This window comes from Acinetobacter sp. BIGb0196 (assembly GCF_011759595.1).
Classification (GTDB): domain Bacteria; phylum Pseudomonadota; class Gammaproteobacteria; order Pseudomonadales; family Moraxellaceae; genus Acinetobacter; species Acinetobacter guillouiae.
Genome location: NZ_JAAOZA010000002.1, coordinates 277,578 through 295,106, shown reverse-complemented (window position 1 = coordinate 295,106; position 17,529 = coordinate 277,578). Strand labels below are relative to the sequence as shown.

Genomic DNA, 17,529 nt, shown 5'->3' with positions numbered 1-17,529 from the left:
CAATTTGAATGGAAAAAATTTAAGCAGTTACAAAATCCTGAATTATTCTTCTTTTTTATATCTATTTTTTTTAATACTTTGATTTTACGCACTAACATTATTTAATTATTTGACCAAATGGTACAAAACATCAATTTTCCCTAATAAATGCAAGTGCTTAGTTTGACTAAAATGATTAAAACTCTCGAAAAGAAAGCGTATGATGTGTCCAATTTGTTTTTTGAGTGCTCAATTTATGTCCAACTGGTTTCCCAAATGGCGTCCTTATTCTGGCAGCATTGATGCAAGACCTGTCGGTACCAATGAGTATTTACCTCCTGCGCAAAGTGTCGTTTTAGGGATTCAACACGCATTTGCCATGTTTGGTGCAACTGTACTCGCACCCTTTTTAATGGGCTTTGACCCAAACCTTGCCATTTTAATGTCAGGGATTTGTACCATATTATTCTTTATTGTTACGGGTGGTCGTGTTCCAAGTTACCTAGGTTCAAGCTTTGCCTTTATTGGGGTCGTAATTGCCGCTACTGGCTATGCTGCATCAGGTACAGGTACACCAAATGCAAATTTAGCTGTTGCAGCTGGCGGGATCATGGCATGTGGTGTGTTGTATGCAATGTTCGGCTTGCTCGTCATGGCAACGGGGACCAAATGGATTGAAAAACTCATGCCACCAGTGGTGACTGGTGCAGTGGTCATGATCATTGGTTTAAACCTTGCGCCTGTTACGGTGAAAGGTGTCGCTGGCAATGACTTTAATATGTGGATGGCCTTGGTCACTGTACTGTGTATGGGTTCAATTGCTGTATTCACAAAAGGGCTATTACAACGCTTATTGCTCTTGGTTGGGTTGTTATTGGCTTATTTGATCTATTTCATTGTTGCAAATGTAATGGGAAATGGAACACCGATTAATTTCACGCCTATTCAACAAGCCGCATGGTTTGGTACACCCACTTTCCATTCACCTGTTTTTGATCTCAATGCAATTTTAATTATTGCCCCGATTGCTTTAATTTTAGTGGCAGAAAACTTGGGTCATATCAAAGCAGTCAGTGCCATGACTGGCGAAAACCTAGATCCACAAATTGGTAAAGCTTTTGTTGCAGATGGTATTGCAACCACGCTTTCTGGTGGTGTCGGCGCACCTGGTATGACCACCTATGGTGAAAATATTGGTGTAATGGCCGTTACCCGTGTTTATTCTACGATTGTTTTTGTTATTGCGGGTATTTTTGCAATTTTCTTAGGGTTTTCACCTAAATTTGGCGCAGTTATTCATACCATTCCAACGGCGATTTTAACAGGTGCTTCAATCGTGGTCTTTGGTTTAATTACCATTGCAGGTGCGAAGATTTGGATTGAAAATAAAGTCGATTTTTCTCAAAATAAAAACTTGATGGTTGCCGCAGTAACAATCATTTTAGGAACAGGTGACTTTGCCCTTCAATTTGGTGATTTCAACTTGGGTGGTATTGGTACTGCAACGTTTGCAGCATTGATTCTCAACTGGTTCTTTAGCTTAAAAGATAAATCATAATTATAAATTGAACCTATTTTAAGCAGCCAAAAGGCTGCTTTTTTTTATTTTATATAATGTGAGCATCTACCCACAAATAAACGTTTTTTATTTCTTGGAGCGAGGTCTTACTCGCTACATTTGGATGATCAAGTTCTTTTAACAAGTATTGAAACGCTGCTTTTTGTTCAGGATATACATCTATCGCTTGTGCCACAGTATCGTTTAAATTGCCTGGCCATCCTTCTATATTGTTCAATGTCAAAGGGAGCAGTCGTATTATCCGTTTAATTAAAGATTTTTTAAGGTTGATTAATTCTTTTGCTGTTTGATCAGATGCCTCTAATATGCGTAAATACCCTTGTATATCTGCATCATAACCACTATTTATCGCCTTAATTACATCTCGATCAATCTGAACATCGTTAAAGAGCGCAGATAAATCTTCTCCATAAATATGCTGACAAAAGAATTTGATCCATGCTCCCCAACTTTGTAGGGAATGCTTATTTAAAACCTCGTCTAGAAAACCAATATCGACATCAACTTTAGGTAGAAATGGGTGTAAAACCTTAAGATTTGTGCTTATTTCAGCAATCTTTTCATTTAAATTTTTAGGTTTATTTTTAAAAATAACACAAAGGTCTAAATCTGACTGACCGATAATTGCAATGCCTTGAGCGACACTGCCATAAACATAGATACTATGTAAATCTTCGGCAAAGCTGCGACTAAAAGCGTTAATCACCTCTTCTAGCACGGGCTGAAATGCTTTTTGAATCCTCATTGATTGCAACATTCATCCATTTTTAAATTTTCTCAAACCAACATCATACTGCTTATATAGCATTTATTTTGTATTTCAATATTAAAAAAGCCCAACTGTAATCAATAGACAATTGGGCTTGGGCGATTTTATCATTGGTTCTTAATGATTATTTTATAGACTGACCAACAAGGTTTTCTGTTTATTCACGTTCTAAAAAAGTCTTTAAACAAGGAGAAAAAAACAGATTCCCTTGATACATTCCCCGCAAAGTTTTGCTCATCACCATCACCCATAACATCATTAAAATTGTAGCAAATGCTAAGCCTGTATCTACAATAAAACTGAGATGTAATTGGTGACCTAAACTCAATATTGCCAAGGTAAATACACCCAGTGGGAAAGTTAGCCCCCACCAACCGAGATTAAATGGTAGCTCGGTTGCCGCATGTTTGAGTGTGGTTAGAACTGCGATTGCAACCCACCACACACCAAAGCCAAGCAAAATAAAACTTGCCACAATCCCCGCATTTTGAAAGAACATACCCAAATTTTCTAACTGAATCAATGCCAAAACTTGAGGAGCCTGAGCACCTAGAACCAAGAGTGCCAATGCACCTGTACCAATTGGCCCTAAAGCTAACCAACTCGTAATTGCCAACTCTTTGCTCGGCAATTGATGTACAGCCAAACGTAACATCAGAATGGTGAGAATCCCAAAAGCAGGCAATACAGACATCCCCCACAGCATATAACTGGCGAATAAAATAGCCACTGCCTGTTGACTAGCATGCATATGCGCTAAAAGTAAGCCGCCTGATGTTGCTGCAACTTCACAGGCCACAATTGGCAATAACCACATTGCAGTCATTGTATGCAATTGATGATCTTGTTTATGGAACATACAAAACGGTACCAGCACCCCGATACCCACTGCTAAAACCACATCGACATACCACAACAACTGCGCAATTTGGAACGCAACATCACCATAAATGGCTATGCCATATTTTAAAAAGCCATTTAATACCGTTGCCAACCCCATTGGAATTGCACCTAAAAAGAGTGCCATTGCTGGATGGGAAAAAATCTGCTTCGCTTCTTGAGGATAGATGAGCCAGCGTAGAACATACAGTATGATAAATACAGTAAACAGTAGTGTGTTGAACTGCCATAAAATAGTTGCCAGCTGCCATAAAAAATCAGATGCAAACGGAAACTCAGACAAGATCAGTGCAACAACCCCTGTTCCCATGGTCATGGTGAACCAGTTTGGCGTAAACTGTCGAATCACATCACCTGTTTGTTCAAGTTGGTAAAATGGCTTTTTCATCGCTTCATCCTCATTTCAGCAGATAAATTGATTATAAAAGCATCTTTTAATAAATAAAATTGATTTAATTTCATAAAATGAATCAATTTTAATGATATAAAAGTATTCTCAGTCATTTTTTTCTGGATAAAAACACAACAACAAAGACGAAACTGTGAGATTATGGCAATATATAGTCCTTTCAAATTTTAAGCTTATTTTGAAACCATGCAGCTGTTACGTCTAAATGCCTTAGCACCAAATTTTCAATTGCCCCAAACCGCTGTGACGATTGGCAATTTTGATGGTGTCCATTTGGGACATCAGGCGATGGTTTCTCAACTCAAAGAAGTGGCTAAAGCCCAAAATTTAAAAACCTTGGTGATGATTTTTGAGCCGCAACCTTTAGAGTTTTTCAAAGGTTATGAAGCACCACCACGGATTTCATCACTCAGAGAAAAAGTAGAATATTTATCTGAATTGGGTGTCGATTATATTGCTATCGCTAAATTTGATAATCAATTCCGTAGCTTAAGTGCAGAAAACTTTGCAAGCCTGTTAAAAAACAAACTCAAAGCGCAAAGTTTGATCTTAGGTGATGATTTTCACTTCGGCAAAGACCGTCAAGGCAATAGTGAATTTTTAAAACAATATGGTTTTGATGTCACCAATCTCAATACCATTGAATTTAATGGCGAACGTGTCAGTTCAACCCGTATTCGCCAAGTTCTCCAAGCGGGTGACTTATCACTTGCAGCAAAATTATTGGGTCGTCCATACAGCATGATTGGTCGTGTGCAATATGGTGATCAAATTGGTCGTACTTTGAATTTTCCAACCATCAATGTTCGACTTGGCCGTCATAAACCCTGTTTAAGTGGTATTTATGCCGTCGATGTTATTTGCGAAAGCACCTCATTGACACAGAAAGTCAAAGCTGAGAACCCCGATAAAATCGGTGTTGCTGGTTATCAAACAGATGCGTTATTTGGTGCGGGCCATGTGGGAACACGCCCTGCAATCAAACAAGAACATCCAGAATGGCGATTAGAAGTACATTTTCCAAATGTTTCTGCTAATCTGTATGGTCTGTTAATGCGGGTCACTTTCCTCGACTATTTACATGGTGAATTAAATTACCCATCACTTGAAGCGCTTCAGGCGGGAATTGATGATGATGTCGAGCGTTTGCTTGAGTTTCGCAAAAACACCCCCAAATTTCCTTTTTAACTTAAACTTTTATTGTAAAACGCGTCAGCAATGGTGCTGATAATATTGGATGACAACTTGCATGAGCGATAAGCAAACTTCTGAAAATGCAGTGGATTATAAAGCCACGCTAAACCTACCAGGTACTGAATTTGCAATGAAAGCAAATCTCGCAGTACGTGAAGCAAAATGGTTAGAAGAGTGGTATGCCGACAACATTTATCAGCAGATTCGTGCTTCGCGTATTGGCAAGAAAAAATATATTCTGCATGACGGTCCTCCATATGCAAATGGTTCATTGCATTTAGGTCATGTCGTCAATAAAGTTTTAAAAGACATTATTGTTAAAAGTCGCACTTTAGATGATTTTGACGCACCTTATGTTCCTGGTTGGGACTGTCATGGTCTACCAATCGAGCTCAAAGTCGAAGAAAAAATCGGTAAAGTTGGCGTAAAAGTTGACGCATCGACTTTCCGTAAAGCCTGCCGTGAATATGCATATACCCAAGTCGAATTACAGAAAAAAGACTTTGTTCGTATGGGCGTGTTTGGAGATTGGGATAATCCATATCTCACCATGAACTTCAAACAAGAAGCAGATATTGTTCGCGCGCTCGGTGAAATTGCCAAAGCAGGCCATATCGAACCTGGTCTAAAACCAGTGAACTGGTGTATGGATTGTGGATCATCACTTGCTGAAGCAGAAGTGGAATATGAAGATAAAAAATCTGATGCAATTGATGTGGGTTTCGGTGTTGTAGATCTTGCTGATTTGTCTGCAAAAGTTGGTGTCAGCGTTAGTAATCCAACAGATATCGTGATTTGGACAACGACACCGTGGACATTACCCGCGAACCAAGCAGTTGCCTTACATGCAGATATTGCCTATCAATTGGTGGAAGTTCAGTCTGAGCGTGGCACACAAAACTTAATCTTAGCCAAAGATTTAGTTGAATCTGCATGTGAACGTTACAAACTTGAACAACCAAAAGTATTGGCTGACTTTGTTGGTGCGACGCTCGAAAACTTACAATTACAACATCCATTGATTGTAGATCGTCAAGTACCTGTAATTTTAGGTGAACATGTCATCGCAACCAGTGGTACAGGTGCTGTGCATACTGCACCTGGACATGGTGTGGACGATTATAAAGTTGGCTTAATCTATAACTTAAAAGTAGAAAACCCTGTAAGTGGTAATGGTGTATATTTACCGACTGCGCCTCTTTTTGCAGGCGAGCACATTTATAAAGCCAATCCAAAAATTATTGAAGCATTAACAGATGCTGGCAAACTCTGGGCGCATCTGCCAATTAAGCACAGTTACCCACATTGCTGGCGTCATAAAACACCAATCATCTTCCGCGCAACCCCACAGTGGTTTATCAGCATGGATGCGAATGGGTTACGCCAAGATGCTTTAAATGCGATTGAAAATGACATCGACTTTGTCCCTGATTGGGGTAAAAACCGTATCAAGTCAATGATTGAAGGCCGCCCAGACTGGTGTATCTCTCGTCAACGGACTTGGGGTGTGCCGATTCCATTCTTTGTACATAAAGACACCAATGAATTGCATCCTCGTACCGCAGAGCTCATTGAAGATGTGGCGAAGCTCATCGAAAAAGAAGGCATTGATGGTTGGTATAACCGTGAAGCCAAAGCATTTATCGGTGATGATGCTGAACAGTACAATGCTGTTCGTGACACACTCGATGTATGGTTTGACTCAGGTACAACGCACTATGCAGTATTGCGTGAACGTGCAGAACTGCAAGATCCTGCTGATTTATATCTTGAAGGTTCTGACCAACATCGTGGTTGGTTCCAGTCTTCATTGCTCACGTCGATTGCGATCCATAAACGCGCACCTTATAAAGCCCTGCTTACGCATGGTTTTACCGTGGATGAAAAAGGTCGTAAATTATCAAAATCATTGGGTAACTTTATCCCACTTGAAGACATCATCAAGCAGTTAGGTGCTGATGGTTTACGTTTATATGTTGCATCAAGCGATTATCGTTATGAAATTGCCGCAAGTAACGAAATCTTTAGCCGTGTAAGTGACAGCTATCGTCGTATTCGTAATACTTTACGTTTCTTATTGGCAAACTTGAACGGCTTTAAACCATCAACAGATGCGTTACCTGTAGACCAATTGATTGCATTGGATCAATACATCTTACAACGTGCAGCAGACGTACAGAAAACCATTCAACAAGCTTATGAAGATATGAACTTCCATGTCGTCACCAATGCTTTGACCAGTTTCTGTATCAATGATTTGGGTGGTTTCTATTTAGACATCATCAAAGACCGCCAATACACCACTAAAGCAGATTCAACAGCACGTCATTCTGCTCAAACTGCGTTGTATCATTTGGTTCAAGCCTTTGTTCGTTGGATGAGCCCTATCTTAAGCTTTACAGCACAAGAAGCGTGGCCATTGATTCCAGAACAAACTGAAAAATATGTATTTACTGCGCATTGGTACGATATTCCAGTGGCATCAAGCACCAACTTGATCTCTGAAGCAGATTGGCAAACCTTAATTGAAGTCAAATCTGCGGTTAATAAACAGATTGAGACAGCGCGTAATGCGAAATTGGTCGGTAGTAACCTGTCTGCTAAAGTTGAACTTTGGGCAAATACAGACCTACAAAACGTCTTGAAGCAATTGGGCGATGAGCTTCGTTTTGTCTTGATCACCTCTCAAGCAATTGTTTATGACTACGCTGAGCAAGGTGAAGCAACAGAGCTTGAAGGCCTACGTGTTAAAGTTTCTGCTGCTGAAGGCGAAAAATGTGCACGTTGCTGGCATGTCCTTCCAGATGTGAATACACATCATGCACATCCAGGGCTTTGTTCTCGTTGTATTATTAACCTTCCTACAGGTCAAGGTGAAGAGAGAAAATATGCCTAATCCGCAAAATAAAAAGGGCTTATTACAGTTTTATCCGCATAATTTGATGTGGCTTGGACTTTCTGTCCTTGCCATTATCATTGACCAATGGACAAAAAATATTGCAAGTGCAGAGCTGACTTATGCTCAACCTGTACCTGTACTGCCCTTCTTAAATTGGACATTACTGCATAATTACGGCGCAGCATTTAGCTTCTTGTCTGATGCGGGTGGTTGGCAGCATTATTTATTCACAGGCCTTGCAGGCGTTGTATCGATCATCTTTATTTTTTGGCTTATGCGTATGCCAAAAACCACGCTGATCTTACCTGCTGCAATCGCATTGATTCTTGGCGGCGCATTGGGGAATTTAATTGATCGTGTGACATTAGGTTATGTGGTCGATTTTATTCATTTGCATTACCAAGGCAGTAGTTTCCCTGCATTCAACATTGCCGATAGTGCGATCACTCTCGGTACGATTTTATTGTTAATTGATACCTTCTTTTTAGAAAAGCATCGTATTCAACGTGCGGAAGCGCAAAATGACTGAACAAATGATTAACCCCAATGACGAAACGCGTGTTGCGGATGGCTCAAAAGTAGAACTGCATTTTTCTGTTGCTATCGAAAGTGGTGTTGAAATTGATAACACACGTAGCCGTGAAGAGCCTGTAAGCTTAGTGATCGGGGATGGCAGTTTATTGCCAGGTTTTGAAAAAGCCTTATTTGGTCTTCGTGCAGGTGACCGTCGTACTGTTAGCCTTCCACCAGAAGATGCTTTCGGTCCGTGGAATTCTGAAAATGTGCAAAAATTCGATACAGTAAAATTCGAACAACGTCCTGTTGAAGGCCACATGATTGAGTTTGAAGACAAAGCCAAACAAAGTCTATTTGGCGTGGTTAAAACTGTAGGTGAAGACATCACTGAAGTGGATTTCAACCATCCTCTCGCAGGTAAAAATATCACTTTTGAAGTAGAAATCTTCAAAGTTACCCCTGCGGGTCAACAAGGTGTGAAAATTATGTAAGCCTTTGCTTATATAATATTTAAAGCTCCTTCGGGAGCTTTTTTTGTTGATACAAATACCCGCTTCAAAAAGGTCAAGACAAAGCAAAATCCACAGCAGCTTGCACATGGATCGACGTTGTATCAAACAGTGGAATAGAAAACTGAGTATCTCCAATGAGCATACAAATTTCTGTACATCCCAAAATAATGCCTTCAGCACCCTCTAATATTAGCTGCTCAACAATATGGATGTATTTCTGAAGAGACTCTTCCTTGATCACACCTAAACACAATTCATCATAAATAATATTGTGAACCATCTGTCGATGATCTTGGTTAGGCACCAGTACATTGATGCCTTGTTCTTCTAACCGATGCTTATAGAAGCCTTGTTCCATGGTAAATTGAGTACCTAACAAACCGACTTTGCCAATATTCTGATTTAAAACTTCTTTTGCTGTTGCATCAGCGATATGAATAAATGGAACTGAGACCGAGCTTTCAATAGCAGAAGCAACTTTATGCATGGTATTGGTACACAGTAAGATCCCTTCTGCCCCTGCTTTCTCCAACTGAATTGCCTTCTCTGTTAAATACAGTGCTGCATCGTCCCATAAGCCTTGACGCTGTAATATTTCTATCTCAGCGAAATCAACACTGATTAAAACAATTTTTGCAGAGTGTAATTTTCCTAATTTTTGTTGAACGCTTTTATTCAGCTGTTGATAGTACAAGTCTGTAGACTCCCAACTCATTCCACCTAATAAACCAATCGTTTTCACTTTTTTGCTCGCTTAGAATTTTCATCTTTTCTAGGGTATTTTGATATTTCATAAATGGTTTGCGTTGTAGACTCAAATTGAGCAAGTCAGGCATATGATCAATATCAATCAAGTTACTTTTGTTTCAAACCTATATATTTTCCAATACAAGCACTTTAAATATCCAGTGACTATCGTACGATATCGTCGTGATCAAGCCTTCATTGTTTCAATTTAAATCTCGTCTTACTCATCGTTGAAACAATCTACACGATATCGCATATTTGTATGATTATTCAGCTATACTTTGATCTCATTTCAGCTCTTTATGATTCGTATGCGCCTAGACTTCTTCGATTTGCAACTGTTTATCAATATCGTGGACACAGGAAGCCTCACCAAAGGCGCAGAACGCTCGTCGATTTCACTACAGGCAGCCAGTGAACGTATTAAAAAACTCGAACAACAATATGCCACAAGCCTTTTTACCCGGCATGCCTCTGGGGTCAAACTCACAATTGCAGGTCAAACTTTTGCAGAACAGGCTTTACGTCTAATACAACAAAGTAAACAGCTTGAACAAGCGATGTCACCCTTCGCTAAAGGTCTAAGCACACAGATGACTTTGTGGTGTAATTCATCTGCACAAAGTGAATATCTGCCCTTATTACTTCCTCAGTATTTAGTTGAAAACCCCCATATTCAGATTGATCTACAGGAAGCTGAAAGTAATGAAATTATTCAGACCCTTGAAAAAGGCAATGCAAAAATCGGCTTAATTTCGAGCTTTTTTAATGCACATCAATTACAAACTTTAGCCTTTTCAGATGATCCGTTAGTGCTGATTTGTCCATCAAATCATGAATTAAGCGAGCGAACAGAGCTCAGACTGGTCGATACTCTGAACTATGCCTTTGTGGGTTTAATGCAATATCACTCTCTACAGCAGTCGATTGAAAACCAAGCCAAATTGCTCAATTGTGCAATTCAGTATCGTTTAAGATTGCCAAATTTTGCTGCGATCGCTCAAGTGGTTGCAAGTGGTGTCGGCATTGCCATTATGCCCAAACGGGCAGCAATGCGACTCAATCAACTCTATGCATTTGATCAGATTGAGCTGGTTGGAGAATGGGCAAAACGCCAACTACAATTGGCTGCTCAAAATTTTGATGAACTTCCAACAGCGTATCAACACTTTGCCCAATTCTTAATTTCACAAAAATCGAAACTGATTTTAGCTTAAAGACTTAAGCACCACGCTGATATTCATTTTTAAAACTAACTAAATCGCTATTATCTGCTTTGATTTTTTCAGTTTACCCAATATGGTCATAGCTTCACATGTGCGGACAGAGCCATTACACGACCATTTGTCCTCAGACTAGATCACACCAAATTGATGCAATACCGAATATAAGCCAAAAATCACCAAGCCACAGAAGAAAACTTTACGAAATTTTTGCTCTGGAATACGGTAACGAATTTTTGTTCCCACCCACATTCCTATTAACGCAGGTACTAAGGCAATAAGAGATAACTGATAATCAATTGGCGTATCTTCAACAGGATTTTGATGTAAGAAAACAGCAAGACACAATGTTGAAACGGTAAAAGCTAAACCTAGAGATTGAACCAAATCATCACGCTTTAACTGCAAAGATTGTAAATAAGGGACCACAGGAATCACCACCACTCCCGTGGCAACAGTTAAAGCACCGCCTAAATATCCAATGATTGGGGAAAGCCATTTTTCATGCGGTGCAAGATTTGGCATACGTTTGGAAAATAAACCATAGAGTCCATACAATGCCAGCATTCCACCCAGTAATGCTTCACTATGAAAACCACCACTAGAGTGCCCTAAAGTTGGGAAAACACTCCAAATTGAACCGATCATAATCCCCAACAGTAAGGGATAAAAACGGCGAACTAACCGCCATACATGACCTTCAGCAAACAATTGCCAAAAGTTGGTCACCATAGATGGAATGATCAATAAAGTTGCGGCTTGGAATGGGCTAATCACAAGGCTTAAAAGTCCCATTGAAACGGCAGGTAAGCCGAGACCAATTGTGCCTTTAATCATGCCTGCAATTGCAAATACACCAATTACAAATCCCATCATGTCGTTTTACCTCAATATTCTGAGGCAATGCTACGCCAAAGCTTTGTTTTGAAATATCACTGTTTTTAGGATAGAGCCTCAAGCAATGATTGAGGCTTGATGTTGAGTGTTTTGGCTAAGTATCTAAGAAAAGAATTTACGATCATTTTACGTTACTAGAGCAAACAAGCTTTCTATAATTTTTTTACCCCATTTGGATTTATTCACAATGAATATGTCACTTGCCAATTCTACAAAAATATTCCCCACAGCACTGATCTTAGAAAATCAGGACATGCATGATTTCAACAAAGAAATTCAACAATATTTAGAAGATTATCCAGAGACCCAGTTTATTGATATCTGCTTACATGATCTCAATGGTCATCTTCGCGGTAAGCGTATTGAAGTAAATGCCCTCCATCAATTGCAGAAAGGCTGTTATTTTCCGTTGTCTATTTATGCGATGAGCTTGGATGGTCAAGTGGTTGAAGAAAGTGGGCTGGGAAAATATATTGGGGAACCCGATCGCTTATGTATGCCCGTCTTGGGCAGTCTAAAGCCTTGTGCAGATCAACCCCATCAGCATGCCCAGCTGCTATTAACCATGAAATCCGATGATGGTTCAGATTGTGTGATTGAGCCTCGCAATATATTAAAAAGAATTTTATTGACACTGCATCAGATGCATTATTTTCCAATGATGGCCAGTGAAATCGAGTTTTATTTGTCTAAAAATATCCAAGATGCCTCGTTTTCTCCCCAATCTGATCCGCTTTCAACCCAATGTTTCGATGTTGATACCCCACATAATTTTCAAACCGTTATTCAACAAATTGAATTAGAAGCAAAGCGACAAGATATTGATTTAACAGGTGTTGTAGCTGAAAGTGCTTCTGGACAATTTGAATTGAATATTCAGCACAGTGACAACATTTTAAAACTGTGTGATGACATCATGTGTATTAAACGAATGATTCGTCAAATTGCGATGCAACATGGTTTAAAAGCCAGTTTTATGGCGAAACCAAATATGGCGAAAGCAGGCAGTGGCATGCACTTTCATATGAGCATACGCAACCAATGGCAAGACAATCTTTTTAAAATAGATCAGTTAAAAAATCCAAACCCCATCATGCACAAAGTGATTGCAGGTTTACTTGACTTAATGCCCGCATCCATGGCTATTTTAGCACCCAATATTAACGCATTTCGCAGATTCCAACTTGGCAATCATGTTCCACTAGAAGCCAATTGGGGCTTCAATAATCGTAATGTTGCGATTCGCATCCCTTGTTCAGATCAGGACAATCAACGCTTGGAATATCGTGTTGCGGGTGCAGACGTCAACCCTTATTTGTGTGTTGCAACCATTCTGACAGGTGTACTGCATGGCTTACATGCAGCACTGGATTTACCTCAATCAATCCAACAAGTAAAAGTGATCAACTCACAGCATTTCTTACCCTCTCATCAGCTTGAAGCACTGCAATTATTTGAAAAACATACAGTCTTTAAACAATATTTTGGTTCAGATTTTATCCAATTATGGTGTGCATGTAAAAAATTTGAATATCAATCTGTCATCAATAAAATCACAAATGCAGAATTGGAATGGGGCATATAAAGGGCTGATTTAAAAATTCTAATGCCTTAAATCAAAATAGTATGATGGCCATAAATTAACAGTGATCAATAAAAAAATCCCTTTTATATAAAAGGGATTTTAAGCAGCTTAGACTGAATTGCCTTAAAGCTAATTATGCTTTAAGCATTGAAATAAATAACAATTTAGAAACTATTTACACACGACTTTAAAAAATGCCAGATTAATTTCATCATCATCAATATCACTTGGATCTGAATCTTGCGGATCGCTATTGATCAATTGACCATTTTTTTTATAATCTTCAACCAAAGTGATATTTGTCGTACGATCAGCACATTGGTCTAAATTATGAGAAAGTGTATAGTCACCTTTTTTCATATCCAGTTCTTCACTGTCTGCATCAGCAACAAACTTAGCCCAATAATTTACCGTTTTGTCTTTTTTCACAATACGATCGGTGTCTAGATAAAAACTACCATCCTCATCTTTGACAATAAATTTCCAATTTTCTGCAAGTGCATACTGACTCAACATTGTTGTAATGCAGATTAAAATAATTTTTTTCATACCGTTCTCTAAAATAAATATTTTTATGGGTGAAATTGAAATCACATCACCGTTATGGACGGATTTCTTTTAATTCTCTTTGGATAAAGTGCTGAATCATTTCCCGATAAAGCATTTCCACCAAATCAGGGTTGGTACCAACATCTATGGCTTTCTGACGTACTTTATTAATTACTTGTTGTACACGCTCTGGAGATTGTACGTCGTCTACATTACGTTTAAATCGGACAGCTTGATCAACATAAAATTGGCGGGTTGCAATCAGCTCAATCAGTTCCTGATCCAACTGATCGATTCGATCACGTACTTGTTCTAATGATTCACATTTCTCTTTTTTAATCATCTGTTTTTTCTGCATCCTGTGCTTCTATATGATGTTGAGCGCGTTCCAACTCATTCTCGGCTTTATACTTCTGTTCTAACACATTACTAAAAATACTTTCAATCATCCAAACCCGATATAGGCTATTAAAAACGTAACGCTTTCCTTCAATACGCAATTCTAAAACAGGAAAATCAGGCTGATGCTTCTCTGCACATTGCTGATCATTGGCTGCTAATAAAGCTTCAACATCAGTATCGGTTAGATTTTCAATCCCTAAATCATGTTGCATTTGCTGTAAATGCGGCTTGAATGATAAATCACGCCCTTTGGTCCAAACCGCTTGTAAAATGTCATACATCACATCTACACGTTGCTCTTCTGGTACGCTGTAATAAAGCTTTGCCATATTTAAGGTACTTTCAGCAGTCGGACGACAGAACGGGGTAAATTTCACTTCTGAACGCTTGGAAAGACGGGTCGCCAAACTCCAATCAAAAAAGTCCCGACCGTGATAACTCAGTGGGAATAGGTTCAATTGAATATTATAATAATTTGCGAGTTCTTCTTTGATATATGCCAATAATAACCAACTGATTGGGTCTTCTAAGGCAATATATAAATCAAGTTCAGGATGCATGGCCTGAATTTCCGCCAGCTCTTCCGCATCACTCATCAAATGCTCACGCCATTCAATGTGATTGATCAGAAAAATAGGGTTATCAATCAATAATTTTTGTTGTTTTAAACGACGAGTCAACCGTAATAAATCATCCACTGCATGATATTTACGTCCACCAAATTCAAAATAGCTTTCTAAAATTGGGCTTTGACCAAAAACACGTTCTGGAAAATTTTGTGGTTTTTGATGCTGACTAGCCATCACGAATAAAGTGCGCAATTTGCCATACTGCTGTTGCCACAGCATATGGAATACATCTTCGAGTAAATAAAGAAAATTTTGACCGGTCAGCGGTGTATTTCTAAGGATTGTTTCCGCTTGTTGTAATGCTTCTTGAGTTGGTTGTTCTGGTTTTTCATCATCATAACTAAAGCGATGTTGATTGGCTAAGATTTTGGCGTCTTCTAAACTATAATTGCGCCATTCCTCTATAGTCATGCCATTGGGGGGTTCTGCTGCGGTATTGGAAATAATCACCTTAAGTGGCTTTAAATCATCACTTAAAAGATCTTCCAATTGGGTCAGTTGCTGTACAGCAAGATAACTATAAACATCATCTAAACGCAGATAAATACTCAGTCCCTGTTCCGTAGATAACACCTCTTGACGAATCGGCTTTTGGTAAAACCAACTCGATCGGATTGGATCAAACCAACGGCGTAACAGTGACATGCGTAGAGCCTCGAAATAAGCACTGAAAAATAAAAGAAAATCTGATTGAAACTCGCTCAAGCATACCATTCATTCACGGGTGATGCTGAGAAAATTAATTCTAACCAGTCATAACAAAACTTATAACAATTTGAATCTGAATGATCAATATCCCAAAACTCGATAAAATTTAAATCGTTAGGTCAATGCAATAAAAAGCACCCAATTCATGAGTGCTTTTGTTTTGTTTGGGAATCTTATTTTAACGCTTATATTTCACGCACCGCACCTTTCGACGCACTGGTGGTATGCATAGCATAAGCTTTTAATGCTTTTGAAACCTTACGTGGACGTTCTTCAGCTGGCTGCCAACCTTTTTCGTCTTGAACTTTACGGCGTGCAGCCAAGGTTGCATCATCAACAGCGAGATGAATTGTACGATTTGGAATATCGATTTCAATCAAATCACCATCTTCAACCAATCCAATAACACCACCCTCTGCAGCTTCTGGCGATACGTGACCAATGGAAAGACCTGAAGAACCACCAGAGAAACGACCATCTGTAAGTAAAGCACATTCTTTACCTAAACCTTTCGATTTTAGATAGCTGGTTGGGTAAAGCATTTCTTGCATACCCGGACCACCACGTGGACCTTCATAACGGATGACAACCACATCACCAGCTTTGATTTCATGACCAAGAATTGAATCTACAGCAGCATCTTGGCTTTCAAAGACACGAGCCGTACCATTAAATTTCAGGATCGAATCATCTACACCCGCAGTTTTTACAATACAACCGTCCACAGCGATGTTTCCGTACAGTACAGCCAAACCACCGTCTTTAGAGAATGCGTGTTCAGCATTACGGATCACACCTTTTTCACGGTTACCATCTAAAGTTTGATAATAACGGTTTTGCGAAAATGCTGTTTGAGTTGGAACACCACCTGGTGCTGAACGGAAAAACTCGTAAACCTCTGGATCTTCGGTACGAATAATATCCCATTTATCTAAGGCATCTTTCAACGTATTTTCATGTACGGTATAGACTGTTGTATCCAATAGGCCAGCACGATCCAATTCACCTAGAATTGACATGATACCGCCTGCACGATGGACATCTTCCATATGGACATCTTGTTTTGCAGGCGCAACTTTACACAACACAGGCACTTTACGCGATAAACGATCAATATCGTCCATGGTAAAATCAACACCTGCTTCATGTGCCGCAGCCAATAAATGCAATACGGTATTGGTTGAACCACCCATTGCAATATCTAGCGTCATCGCATTTTCATAAGATGCTTTGGTCGCAATTGAACGCGGTAATATGGTGTAGTCATCTTGTTCATAATGGCGCTTTGCCAACTTAACAATCAATTGACCGGCTTTTTCAAATAATTTTTGACGATTTGCATGGGTTGCTAAAGTTGAACCATTACCTGGTAAAGATAAACCAAGGGCTTCTGTCAAACAGTTCATTGAGTTGGCTGTAAACATACCTGAACATGAACCACAAGTTGGACAAGCTGAACGCTCGTATTGTTTTACTTCTTCATCGGTAAAACTATCATCAGCAGCAACCACCATTGCATCAACGAGATCAATCGCATGTTCTGTACCACGGATTTTAACTTTACCCGCTTCCATTGGGCCGCCAGACACAAATACCACAGGAATGTTCAGACGCATTGCCGCCATTAACATTCCTGGTGTGATTTTGTCACAGTTAGAAATACACACCATGGCATCTGCACAATGCGCATTGACCATGTATTCAACAGAATCTGCAATCAAATCACGCGAAGGCAATGAATACAGCATGCCATCATGCCCCATTGCAATACCATCATCGACCGCAATCGTATTGAATTCTTTTGCCACGCCACCCGCTGCTTGAATTTGTTCAGCAACCAGCTGACCTAAGTCTTTCAGATGTACATGACCAGGTACAAATTGAGTAAATGAGTTGACTACCGCAATAATCGGTTTACCAAAATCTTCATCTTTCATTCCTGTTGCACGCCATAAGCCACGTGCGCCAGCCATATTTCTTCCATGTGTCGATGTTTTTGAACGATAGTCAGGCATTTGTATTTCCAACATTG

Annotated in this window: 15 protein-coding genes; 7 read left to right on the top strand and 8 right to left on the bottom strand. The window is 39.4% G+C overall.

Annotated elements, in window-relative coordinates; translation table 11 throughout:
• Positions 1 to 235 precede the first annotated feature (235 nt).
• Entirely contained in the window at positions 236 to 1,537 is a 1,302-nt protein-coding gene (locus FHR28_RS14060; RefSeq protein WP_166782906.1) for a solute carrier family 23 protein, read from the top strand.
• Between the two features lie 49 nt (positions 1,538 to 1,586).
• Here FHR28_RS14060 and FHR28_RS14055 read toward each other — a convergent pair whose 3' ends face one another.
• Together FHR28_RS14055 and FHR28_RS14050 are read right to left on the bottom strand one after the other, a co-directional pair.
• Positions 1,587 to 2,303 carry a nucleotidyltransferase domain-containing protein gene (locus tag FHR28_RS14055; protein WP_004718864.1) on the bottom strand — a complete coding sequence of 239 codons (717 nt, stop codon included), beginning with the start codon at positions 2,301 to 2,303 and terminating at the stop codon, positions 1,587 to 1,589.
• 181 nt (positions 2,304 to 2,484) lie between these two features.
• Positions 2,485 to 3,615, bottom strand: coding sequence for a TDT family transporter (locus FHR28_RS14050; protein WP_166782905.1), 1,131 nt, complete (start codon positions 3,613 to 3,615; stop codon positions 2,485 to 2,487).
• A 207-nt stretch (positions 3,616 to 3,822) separates the two neighbouring features.
• Here FHR28_RS14050 and ribF point away from each other — a divergent pair, with 207 nt between their 5' ends.
• The 4 genes from ribF to FHR28_RS14030 all read left to right on the top strand — a co-directional run bounded on the left by ribF (position 3,823) and on the right by FHR28_RS14030 (position 8,736).
• Entirely contained in the window at positions 3,823 to 4,824 is a 1,002-nt protein-coding gene (gene ribF, locus FHR28_RS14045) for a riboflavin biosynthesis protein RibF (protein WP_166782904.1), read from the top strand.
• Positions 4,825 to 4,885: 61 nt separating this feature from the next.
• Positions 4,886 to 7,726 carry an isoleucine--tRNA ligase gene (gene ileS, locus FHR28_RS14040; RefSeq protein WP_004718871.1) on the top strand — a complete coding sequence of 947 codons (2,841 nt, stop codon included), beginning with the start codon at positions 4,886 to 4,888 and terminating at the stop codon, positions 7,724 to 7,726.
• Positions 7,719 to 8,258: a signal peptidase II gene (gene lspA / locus FHR28_RS14035; RefSeq protein ID WP_004718873.1), complete on the top strand. Its 540-nt coding sequence runs from the start codon at positions 7,719 to 7,721 to the stop codon at positions 8,256 to 8,258. The genes ileS and lspA overlap by 8 nt, the downstream gene beginning before the upstream one ends.
• Complete coding sequence (locus FHR28_RS14030; protein WP_004818226.1) at positions 8,251 to 8,736, top strand: FKBP-type peptidyl-prolyl cis-trans isomerase; 486 nt, start codon at positions 8,251 to 8,253, stop codon at positions 8,734 to 8,736. The genes lspA and FHR28_RS14030 overlap by 8 nt, the downstream gene beginning before the upstream one ends.
• 73 nt (positions 8,737 to 8,809) lie before the next feature.
• Here FHR28_RS14030 and FHR28_RS14025 read toward each other — a convergent pair whose 3' ends face one another.
• Positions 8,810 to 9,499 (bottom strand): aspartate/glutamate racemase family protein, encoded by a 690-nt coding sequence (locus FHR28_RS14025; protein WP_166782903.1) that lies wholly within the window; start codon positions 9,497 to 9,499, stop codon positions 8,810 to 8,812.
• A gap of 316 nt (positions 9,500 to 9,815) precedes the next feature.
• Between FHR28_RS14025 and FHR28_RS14020 the strand changes: the two genes are divergently transcribed.
• The gene (locus FHR28_RS14020) at positions 9,816 to 10,721 is read left to right on the top strand and encodes a LysR family transcriptional regulator (protein WP_016539542.1); all 906 of its coding nucleotides are present in this window, start codon (positions 9,816 to 9,818) and stop codon (positions 10,719 to 10,721) included.
• A gap of 138 nt (positions 10,722 to 10,859) precedes the next feature.
• Here the strand turns inward: FHR28_RS14020 and FHR28_RS14015 are convergent, their stop codons facing one another.
• Positions 10,860 to 11,603 carry a sulfite exporter TauE/SafE family protein gene (locus tag FHR28_RS14015; protein ID WP_004718879.1) on the bottom strand — a complete coding sequence of 248 codons (744 nt, stop codon included), beginning with the start codon at positions 11,601 to 11,603 and terminating at the stop codon, positions 10,860 to 10,862.
• A 208-nt stretch (positions 11,604 to 11,811) separates the two neighbouring features.
• On the opposite strand from FHR28_RS14015, the gene FHR28_RS14010 reads away from it, so the two are divergent.
• Entirely contained in the window at positions 11,812 to 13,209 is a 1,398-nt protein-coding gene (locus FHR28_RS14010) for a glutamine synthetase family protein (RefSeq protein ID WP_166782902.1), read from the top strand.
• A gap of 171 nt (positions 13,210 to 13,380) precedes the next feature.
• On the opposite strand, the gene FHR28_RS14005 is transcribed toward FHR28_RS14010, so the two are convergent.
• The 4 genes from FHR28_RS14005 to ilvD all read right to left on the bottom strand — a co-directional run bounded on the left by FHR28_RS14005 (position 13,381) and on the right by ilvD (position 17,512).
• Positions 13,381 to 13,758 (bottom strand): surface-adhesin E family protein, encoded by a 378-nt coding sequence (locus FHR28_RS14005; RefSeq protein ID WP_004718881.1) that lies wholly within the window; start codon positions 13,756 to 13,758, stop codon positions 13,381 to 13,383.
• A gap of 52 nt (positions 13,759 to 13,810) precedes the next feature.
• A complete protein-coding gene (locus FHR28_RS14000) occupies positions 13,811 to 14,101 on the bottom strand; it encodes a chorismate mutase (RefSeq protein WP_016539541.1) in 291 nt (96 codons plus the stop codon).
• Positions 14,094 to 15,434 carry a hypothetical protein gene (locus FHR28_RS13995; protein WP_105713944.1) on the bottom strand — a complete coding sequence of 447 codons (1,341 nt, stop codon included), beginning with the start codon at positions 15,432 to 15,434 and terminating at the stop codon, positions 14,094 to 14,096. Before FHR28_RS13995 ends, FHR28_RS14000 begins: the two co-directional genes overlap by 8 nt.
• Before the next feature lie 248 nt (positions 15,435 to 15,682).
• A complete protein-coding gene (gene ilvD, locus FHR28_RS13990; protein ID WP_056517335.1) occupies positions 15,683 to 17,512 on the bottom strand; it encodes a dihydroxy-acid dehydratase in 1,830 nt (609 codons plus the stop codon).
• Positions 17,513 to 17,529 lie beyond the last annotated feature (17 nt).

Bases quoted from the DNA above. Each gene is read 5' to 3' on its own strand.
- ilvD (WP_056517335.1), bottom strand. From the start codon at position 17,512: ATGCCTGACTATCGTTCAAAAACATCGACACATGGAAGAAATATGGCT.
- FHR28_RS14010 (WP_166782902.1), top strand. From the start codon at position 11,812: ATGAATATGTCACTTGCCAATTCTACAAAAATATTCCCCACAGCACTG.
- ileS (WP_004718871.1), top strand. From the start codon at position 4,886: ATGAGCGATAAGCAAACTTCTGAAAATGCAGTGGATTATAAAGCCACG.
- FHR28_RS13995 (WP_105713944.1), bottom strand. From the start codon at position 15,434: ATGTCACTGTTACGCCGTTGGTTTGATCCAATCCGATCGAGTTGGTTT.
- FHR28_RS14020 (WP_016539542.1), top strand. From the start codon at position 9,816: ATGCGCCTAGACTTCTTCGATTTGCAACTGTTTATCAATATCGTGGAC.
- FHR28_RS14055 (WP_004718864.1), bottom strand. From the start codon at position 2,303: ATGAGGATTCAAAAAGCATTTCAGCCCGTGCTAGAAGAGGTGATTAAC.
- FHR28_RS14050 (WP_166782905.1), bottom strand. From the start codon at position 3,615: ATGAAAAAGCCATTTTACCAACTTGAACAAACAGGTGATGTGATTCGA.
- ribF (WP_166782904.1), top strand. From the start codon at position 3,823: ATGCAGCTGTTACGTCTAAATGCCTTAGCACCAAATTTTCAATTGCCC.
- lspA (WP_004718873.1), top strand. From the start codon at position 7,719: ATGCCTAATCCGCAAAATAAAAAGGGCTTATTACAGTTTTATCCGCAT.
- FHR28_RS14000 (WP_016539541.1), bottom strand. From the start codon at position 14,101: ATGATTAAAAAAGAGAAATGTGAATCATTAGAACAAGTACGTGATCGA.
- FHR28_RS14030 (WP_004818226.1), top strand. From the start codon at position 8,251: ATGACTGAACAAATGATTAACCCCAATGACGAAACGCGTGTTGCGGAT.
- FHR28_RS14015 (WP_004718879.1), bottom strand. From the start codon at position 11,603: ATGATGGGATTTGTAATTGGTGTATTTGCAATTGCAGGCATGATTAAA.
- FHR28_RS14005 (WP_004718881.1), bottom strand. From the start codon at position 13,758: ATGAAAAAAATTATTTTAATCTGCATTACAACAATGTTGAGTCAGTAT.
- FHR28_RS14060 (WP_166782906.1), top strand. From the start codon at position 236: ATGTCCAACTGGTTTCCCAAATGGCGTCCTTATTCTGGCAGCATTGAT.